General features: G+C 71.2%; 7 protein-coding genes. 5 read left to right on the forward strand and 2 right to left on the reverse strand.

What is annotated here, in order from left to right:
* Window positions 1-126 precede the first annotated feature (126 nt).
* Window positions 127-1,488 (reverse strand): M20/M25/M40 family metallo-hydrolase, encoded by a 1,362-nt coding sequence (locus ACFWY9_RS37005; RefSeq protein ID WP_378329354.1) that lies wholly within the window; start codon window positions 1,486-1,488, stop codon window positions 127-129.
* A 179-nt stretch (window positions 1,489-1,667) separates the two neighbouring features.
* Between ACFWY9_RS37005 and ACFWY9_RS37010 the strand changes: the two genes are divergently transcribed.
* Both ACFWY9_RS37010 and ACFWY9_RS37015 read left to right on the forward strand, forming a co-directional pair.
* The gene (locus ACFWY9_RS37010; RefSeq protein ID WP_378329353.1) at window positions 1,668-1,982 is read left to right on the forward strand and encodes a DUF1330 domain-containing protein; all 315 of its coding nucleotides are present in this window, start codon (window positions 1,668-1,670) and stop codon (window positions 1,980-1,982) included.
* A 10-nt stretch (window positions 1,983-1,992) separates the two neighbouring features.
* Complete coding sequence (locus ACFWY9_RS37015; RefSeq protein ID WP_378341084.1) at window positions 1,993-2,511, forward strand: winged helix-turn-helix transcriptional regulator; 519 nt, start codon at window positions 1,993-1,995, stop codon at window positions 2,509-2,511.
* A gap of 257 nt (window positions 2,512-2,768) precedes the next feature.
* Here ACFWY9_RS37015 and ACFWY9_RS37020 read toward each other — a convergent pair whose 3' ends face one another.
* Complete coding sequence (locus tag ACFWY9_RS37020) at window positions 2,769-3,059, reverse strand: 4a-hydroxytetrahydrobiopterin dehydratase (protein ID WP_378329351.1); 291 nt, start codon at window positions 3,057-3,059, stop codon at window positions 2,769-2,771.
* A gap of 279 nt (window positions 3,060-3,338) precedes the next feature.
* Between ACFWY9_RS37020 and ACFWY9_RS37025 the strand changes: the two genes are divergently transcribed.
* Genes ACFWY9_RS37025 through ACFWY9_RS37035 form a run of 3 tightly spaced genes read left to right on the forward strand, consistent with a single transcriptional unit; the run spans window position 3,339 to window position 7,065 of the window.
* Window positions 3,339-4,391, forward strand: a complete 1,053-nt coding sequence (locus ACFWY9_RS37025) for a thiamine ABC transporter substrate binding subunit (protein WP_378329350.1) — start codon at window positions 3,339-3,341, stop codon at window positions 4,389-4,391.
* On the forward strand, window positions 4,367-6,019 hold the full coding sequence (locus ACFWY9_RS37030) for an ABC transporter permease (RefSeq protein ID WP_378341085.1): 1,653 nt from the start codon (window positions 4,367-4,369) through the stop codon (window positions 6,017-6,019). Before ACFWY9_RS37025 ends, ACFWY9_RS37030 begins: the two co-directional genes overlap by 25 nt.
* Window positions 6,019-7,065, forward strand: a complete 1,047-nt coding sequence (locus ACFWY9_RS37035; protein WP_378341086.1) for an ABC transporter ATP-binding protein — start codon at window positions 6,019-6,021, stop codon at window positions 7,063-7,065. The genes ACFWY9_RS37030 and ACFWY9_RS37035 overlap by 1 nt, the downstream gene beginning before the upstream one ends.
* Window positions 7,066-7,157 lie beyond the last annotated feature (92 nt).

Genomic DNA, 7,157 nt, shown 5'->3' on the forward strand with positions numbered 1-7,157 from the left:
CCGCGCCGGGGCCGTCTGCTCGGTGGCGCCGGCGGGCCCCGCGCGCCCCCGCCCCGCGGGCGACGGGCCGCGCCGCGCCCCCCCCCCCCCCCCGCCCCGCACGCCCGTAGACGGGAAACCGGACCGCTAGGCGCGCAGCAGGTTGTAGGCGGCGGCGCCGATCAGCTCCAGCGACACCTGGAGCCGTTCGAGGCTGACGTTGTCCGCGATGGTGTCCTCCGGCGTGTGGTAGGTCGGCTCCAGTACGGCGGGGCCGCTTTCGCCGCGCCAGCTGAAGTTCGCCGCAGCGATGCCGCGTTCGAAGAACGGTACGTGGTCGCTCGAGCCGCGGGCCACCGGGCCGCGCACGCGCGGGTCGTAGCCGAGGCGTTTGGCGGCGGACCCGACGGCCTGCGTGGTGGCGTTGTCGGCGCCGTCGACGGAAAGCAGCCAGTACACCGTCGCGGGGTCGTAGCTGGTGGCGACCATGTCGTTCTGGAAACAGCCGCGGATGCGCCGGGCGTCCACATCGGACAGTTGACCCACGTAGTGCTTCGAGCCGATCAGGCCGTACTCCTCGGCGCCCCACAACGCGAATCGCACCGCGCGAGTGGTCGGCAGGTGCCGCAGGACACGCGCGAGTTCGAGGCACAGCACGGTGCCGCTGCCGTCGTCGTTGGCGCCGGGGGAGCCGGGGACGCTGTCGTAGTGGGCGCTCACCATGACGACTCCGTCGTCGCGGCCGGGGAAGGTGGCCGGGCGCTCGGCGATCACGTTGTGGGAGGTCAGGTTCTTGTGGTGCACGGCGGACGCGCTCACCCGCAGCGGGCCCTCGGCGAGGCGCTTCCGCAGTCGTTCCACCTGGACCTGGGCGAGGCCAAGCACCGGAACGGCGACCGGCGCGGTGAGTGTGGGCGAGAACGCGGACAGCTTGCGCGCGGGGTCGGCGCCGATCCGGCCGAGCAGCACCGCGACCGCGCCGCGCTCGGCCGCCAGGCGATAGGCCTCCGCGTTGTTCTGCACGGCCGCGATGAGGACGATCTTGCCGGTCAGATCGGCGGGCAGAGTGTCGCCCGCGCCGACGTCGATCACGGCTGCCTCGCGCGTGACGTCCTGCTGTGCCTGCGGTGACGAGCCGGTCTGCCAGGTGTCGCGGCCCACGCGCAGTGAGCCGAGGAACTTGTCGGCGATGGGGAACGGCTGCACGGTGACCTGGTAATGCAGTTCGCGCAGCACGCGGGCGAGGTAGTCCTTGGCACGCAGTTCCCCTTCGGTGCCCGCGACTCGGGTGCCGATGTGGTCGCTGAGCACGCGAAGGTGCTCCAGTGCCCGTCGCGCCCGTACGCGGGCCACCACCGGGTAGTCGCCGAAGTCCAGCGAGGGCGCGTACGGCGTCCCGGGGCGTTGGCGGTTGGCGGCGGCCGCGGCGGGCGGGTTCAGCCCGATCGTCGCCGCGCCCGCCAACGCCACCGCACCCGCGAGCACGTCACGCCTGCGCAGACCAGCCATGGGACACCCCTCACCTCATCGACGTCGTGTCTGCGTAGCCAATAGCGGGACGGACGGGAGAACAACCTCCGATCGGCCCTTTTTGTCCTCTTTGCGGTGTGCTCGGCCCGGCTGGTGGCGCGCATCCCGGTACCCGCCGCACCAGGTTCCGCGCCGGAAACGCGGTCATGATCGGGGGTATGAGCGCTTACGTGATTTCCGAATCCGAAGTCCTCGACGAAGCCGTGGCGCGGCGCTACCGCGAGCTGGCCGCGGCGTCGATCGCGCAGTACGGCGGTACCTATCTCGCGCGCGGGGTGAAGCCCGAAGCGGCCGAAGGGGAGTTCTCGGCCGCGCGCCGGGTGGTGGTTCTCGAATTCCCGGACATGGCCCGCGTATGGGAGTGGTACGAATCGCCGGAGTACATCGAGGCGCGGAAGCTCAGTGAGACGGCGCTGGACCGGCGGATACTCTTCGTCGACGGCGTGGTTGCCACGCAGCCGCAGGCTGGCTAGCTTCGGCGGAATGCAGCCGTTGCAGCCGGACATGTTCGCGCCGGAATGTCCCTCGAGCGTGACACCGTTCCGGATCGGCGACAAATGGGGCGGCATGGTCGTGCTCTGCCTCGAGGGCGGCCCGCGCCGGTTCTCGGAGCTGCGGGTGCCCCTGCGCACGGTCAGCCCGAAGGTGCTGACCGAGACCCTGCGTTCGCTGGAGCGCGACGGCATGATCACGCGCCGCGCCTACGACGAGATCCCGCCGCGGGTCGAGTACGCGATCACCGAGCTGGGACGCACCTTGCTGGCGCCCATCGAGGCCTGCCGGGAATGGGCCGCGCGGCATCTGCCGGAGCTGATGGCCGCGCGGGACGCCTTCGATCGGTCGGCGTCAGCCGAGCACGCCGAGCACGATGATCGAGACCAGGGTGACCGCGGTCGCGAACACGGAGATCCACGCGCGCTGGGCGGCGTTGAGGGCGGGGGTGTTGTTCATGAGCTGTCCCTACGGAGCGAGGCCGGCACTTCCGCAGGAACAGCGCGCTGATCAAGGTTCGTGTTACCGGTGGACGGCCAGTGTGTCCAAGATCACTTTCCGGCTACTCTGACCAGGTGAGAGGGCCTCAGTTGTCGGACTGGCGGTGCCGCGCGGTGAACCACAGCACCCCGGCCCCGGCCGCCACCATCGCCACGAACGCCATCCCACCCACGATGATCGCCTGAGTCATCCCGCATCCTTCCGTCGCGCGTCTTCGTTGGGGAGACGCGCGAGGGGGACGATCATGTTGTCGCAGGTAGCGAAGGTCACAAGGCGGCGAGGACCCCGTCGATCTGGGTAGCGAGCGCGAAGTCCTTCACCGTCAGCCCGCCGGCCGAGTGCGTGCTCAGCCGGAAGACGAGGGTTCGCCAGCGGATGTCGATGTCGGGATGGTGATCGGCGGCCTCGGCCAGTACGGCGACCCGGTCCACCACCTCGATTGCCTGTGGGAAGCTCGCGAGCTCCACCTTGAGCTCGATCGTCGATCCGTCGCGCTGCCAGCCCGCGAGGTCGGTGAGCGCCATGTCGGCCTGTTCTTCGGTGAGGAGTTCCGCCATGTCTCCATGGTGATGCCTCCTCCGCTACGCTGCACGGTTGCCACGGGAGTCCGGTGCGGCCGGGCTGAGAGGCGGGCGTTTCCGTCCGCGACCGTTCGCACCTGATTCCGGATCATGCCGGTCGGGGAGGCCCTGTCGATCAGGCCGCCTCTTGTCCGGCAGAGCACAGGAGGTGGAATGAGCACACAATCGCGAAGCTCTGCTCGTTCCACCGACCGGCAGTGCTCATACGGGACACCCGCACCCGAGGGTGTGTCCCGCATAAACACAGGAGGACCGATGAAACGCAGGGCCGTGCAGACGGCGGTCGCGCTCGGCACGGTGACCGCGCTCGCCGGTGCCTGCTCCCTGTCCGGCGGGTCGAGCCAGGCACCGCAGTCGGCGACCGTCACGCTGGTGACGCACAACTCGTGGGCGGCGCCCCAGGAGGTGCTCGACGCCTTCGAGAAGCAGTCCGGCATCAAGATCTCCGTGCTCAAGCAGGGCGACGCCGGCGCGCTCACGAACAAGCTCGTGCTCACGAAGGCCAACCCGATCGGCGATGTCGCCTACGGCGTCGACTCGACCTTCGCGTCGCGAGCGCTGTCCGAGGGGATCTTCGAGCCGTACACCAGCCCCGAGGCCGATCGCGGTCCGCAGCGCTACGCCGTCGACCAGGAGCACCGGATGTCCGCGGTCGACGTCGGCGACGTCTGCGTCAACATCGACACCGGCTACTTCCTCTCGAAGGGGCTGCCCGCGCCGACGTCGTACGCCGATCTCGCGGATCCGAAGTACAAGGACCTGATGGTCGCCGAGGACCCGGCGACGGCGTCGCCCGGTCTCGCGTTCCTGCTGGGCACGATCGCGCAGTTCGGCGAGAACGGCTGGCAGGAGTACTGGCAGAAGCTGAAGGCCAACGGGCTCAAGGTGGACAGTGGCTGGGAAGAGGCCTACACCAAGGACTTCTCCGGCTCGTCCGGCAAGGGGCCGCGGCCGATCGTCGTCTCCTACGCCTCGTCTCCCGCCGCCGAACTCGGGAATGACGGGAAGCCGCGCACCAAGGCACTGCTCGACACCTGCTATCGCCAGGTCGAATACGCCGGGGTGCTCGCGGGCGGCAAGCAGGTCGAGCGCGCCCGCAAGGTCGTCGACTTCCTGTTGTCGCAGCAGTTCCAGGTGACGGTCGCGGCCAATATGTATGTCTACCCGGCGCGGCAGGGTGTCGATCTGCCCGCGGGCTGGGCGCAGGCCGCGCCGCTGCCGCAGAAACCGGCCCAGCTGCCCGCGGACAAGGTCCAGGCCGGCCGGGAGAAGTGGATCTCCGAGTGGCGCTCGCTCGTGCAGGGCTGATCTCGCGGACCGGCTGGACCGCGCGCGGCGCGGGGCTCACGCTCCTCGGGGTGCTGCCGATCGCGTTCCTGGTGGTCTTCTTCGCCTGGCCGGTCGTGGCGATCGTCGGCCGCGGGTTCACCGCGGGCGGCGTCGGCACCGTGCTGGGCGACGCCCAGACGTGGCGGCTGGCCGGGTTCACCGTGGCGAGCGCGGCCGGATCGACGGTGATCGCCGTCGTGGCGGGCCTGCCCGTCGCGTATCTGCTGGCGCGGGTGCGGCTGCCAGGGGTGACCCTGGTCCGCACGCTCGTGCTGGTGCCGTTCGTGCTCCCGACCGTCGTCGTCGGGCTGGCGTTCCGCACGATCTGGCCGGACGGCGGGGTTTTCCCGCTGGTACTGGCGAACGCCTTCTTCAACGTCGCCGTCGTCGCGCGGACGGTCGGCGGCCTGTGGTCGCAATTGGACACTCGGACCGCCGACGCCGCCCGGGCACTCGGCGCGTCACCGTGGCGGGCGTTCCGCTCGGTGACGCTCCCGGCGCTCGCGCCCGCGATCTCCTCGGCCGCCGCGGTCGTGTTCCTCTTCTGTGCCACCAGTTTCGGCGTGGTGCTGATCCTCGGTGGTCCGCGGTACCGGACGCTGGAGACCGAAATCTACCTGCGTACGGTCAACCTGCTCGATCTTTCGGGTGCGGCGGCGCTCTCGCTCGTCCAGTTCGCCGCCGTGGTCGCGGCGCTGGTGGTGGGCGCGGTCGCGCGCAGACGCCGGGAGAGCGCGGCCCGTGTCCGGTCCGGTGTGGACGGTGCGCGGCGGCCGCGTGGCGGTGAGTGGTGGGTGGTCGGCGCGGCGCTGGCCGTGGTCGCGCTGCTGCTCGCACCGATCGTCTCCCTGCTCGTCCAGTCGGTGTCCACATCGGACGGATGGAGCCTCGCGGGCTTCCGTGCGCTGGCCGGGACCGGTGTGTCGGGCACCTTGCAGGTCACCGGCTGGGAGGCGGCGATGAACTCGCTGCGCGCCGCGACCGACGCGACCCTGCTCGCGATGACGATCGGGGTGCCCGCGTCGGTGGTGCTGGTCGCGCTGCGCCGGGCGCCGAGGCGGCTCGCGCGGGGGATGGGCGAGACGATGGACGCCGCGCTGATGCTGCCGCTCGGGGTGTCGGCGGTGACCGTCGGCTTCGGCTATCTCGTCACGCTCGACGCCCTTCCCGGTGACCTGCGGACGTCGCCGCTGCTCGTGCCGCTCACACAGGCACTGGTGATCATTCCGCTGGTGGTGCGTATGGTGCTGCCGGTGCTGCGCGCGGTCGACGTCCGGCTGCGGCAGGCCGCGGCCACGCTCGGCGCGAGCCCGGCGCGGGTGTGGCGGGAGATCGATCTGCCGCTGACGCTGCGCTCCCTCGTCGCGGCGGCGGGGTTCGGCTACGTGGTGGCGCTGGGGGAGTTCGGCGCGACGAGTTTCCTGGCGCGGCCGGACGCGCCGACGTTGCCGGTGGCGATCGCGGGCCTGCTTTCGCGGCCGGGGGAGCTGAACAACCAGATGGCGTACGCGGCGTGTGCGCTGCTGATGATCGTGACCGTGCTCGCGGTGGTGCTGATCGACCGGTTCGGCGCGGTGCGCGGCCGCAGCGCGGTGGGAGAGTTCTGATGGCGTTGTCGGTACGGGACCTCACCGTCCACTATGGATCGTTTGCCGCCGTGTGCGACGTGCGGCTCGACATCGCCGACGGCGAGGTGCTCGCGCTGCTCGGCCCGTCGGGCTCCGGGAAGTCGACGTTGCTGCGCGCGATCGCCGGGCTGGAGCCGGTCACGCGGGGCACGGTGAACTGGGACGGCGAGGATCTCGCGGCGGTCCCGGTGCACCGGCGCGAGTTCGGCCTGGTGTTCCAGGACGGGCAGCTGTTCGGGCACCGCGACGTCGCCGCGAACATCGCGTTCGGGCTGCGGATGCACCGGGTGCCGCGCGCGGAGCGCGCCGCGCGGGTCCGGCGGTTGCTGGACCTGGTCGGGCTCGCCGGCTACGAGCGGCGGCGGGTGACCGAGCTGTCCGGCGGTCAGGCACAGCGCGTCGCGCTGGCCCGCGCGCTGGCGCCGGAGCCGCGGCTGCTGCTGCTCGACGAGCCACTGTCCGGTTTGGACGCCGGACTGCGGGAGCAGCTGGCCATCGACCTGGCGGCGCTGCTGCGGCGCAGCAAGATCACCGCGTTGCTGGTGACGCACGACCAGGAGGAGGCGTTCACCCTGGCGGACAGGGTGGCGGTGCTGGACGGCGGCGAGATCCGGCAGGAGGACGCGGTGCGGCGGGTGTGGCAGCAGCCCGCCGACGACGGGGTCGCGCGTTTCCTCGGCGTGACAACCTTTGTGGACGGTGTCGCCTCCGGTGGTTCCGTGCGGACGGCTCTCGGGGAGGTCGCGCTGCCGGAGGCCGGGGACGGCCCGGTGCGGCTGGGACTGCGGCCCCATGCCCTGCGGCTCACGGACTCCGGGGTCGCGGACTCCGGCGCCACGGATTCGGGGGTCACGGGCGAGGTCTCGGCCGCGGTCCACCGACGTGAGCACGTGCGGCTGGTGGTGGCGCTGGGGCTCCCGGATGTGTCCACTGTGGACGCCGTGGCCCCGGTGACAGCGGACGTCCGGCCCGGCGACGTCGTGCGCCTGACCCTGGACCCCGACGGCATCGCAGTGGTGGGCTGACAGCATCTCGCCCGGCACGAACGCGCCCGAGACCCCTGGTCGTCCGTGAATGCCACATTGAGGGAATCAGAGTCCCTCAATGTGGCATTCAC

It is taken from the genome of Amycolatopsis sp. NPDC059027 (genome assembly GCF_042739735.1).
Classification (GTDB): domain Bacteria; phylum Actinomycetota; class Actinomycetes; order Mycobacteriales; family Pseudonocardiaceae; genus Amycolatopsis.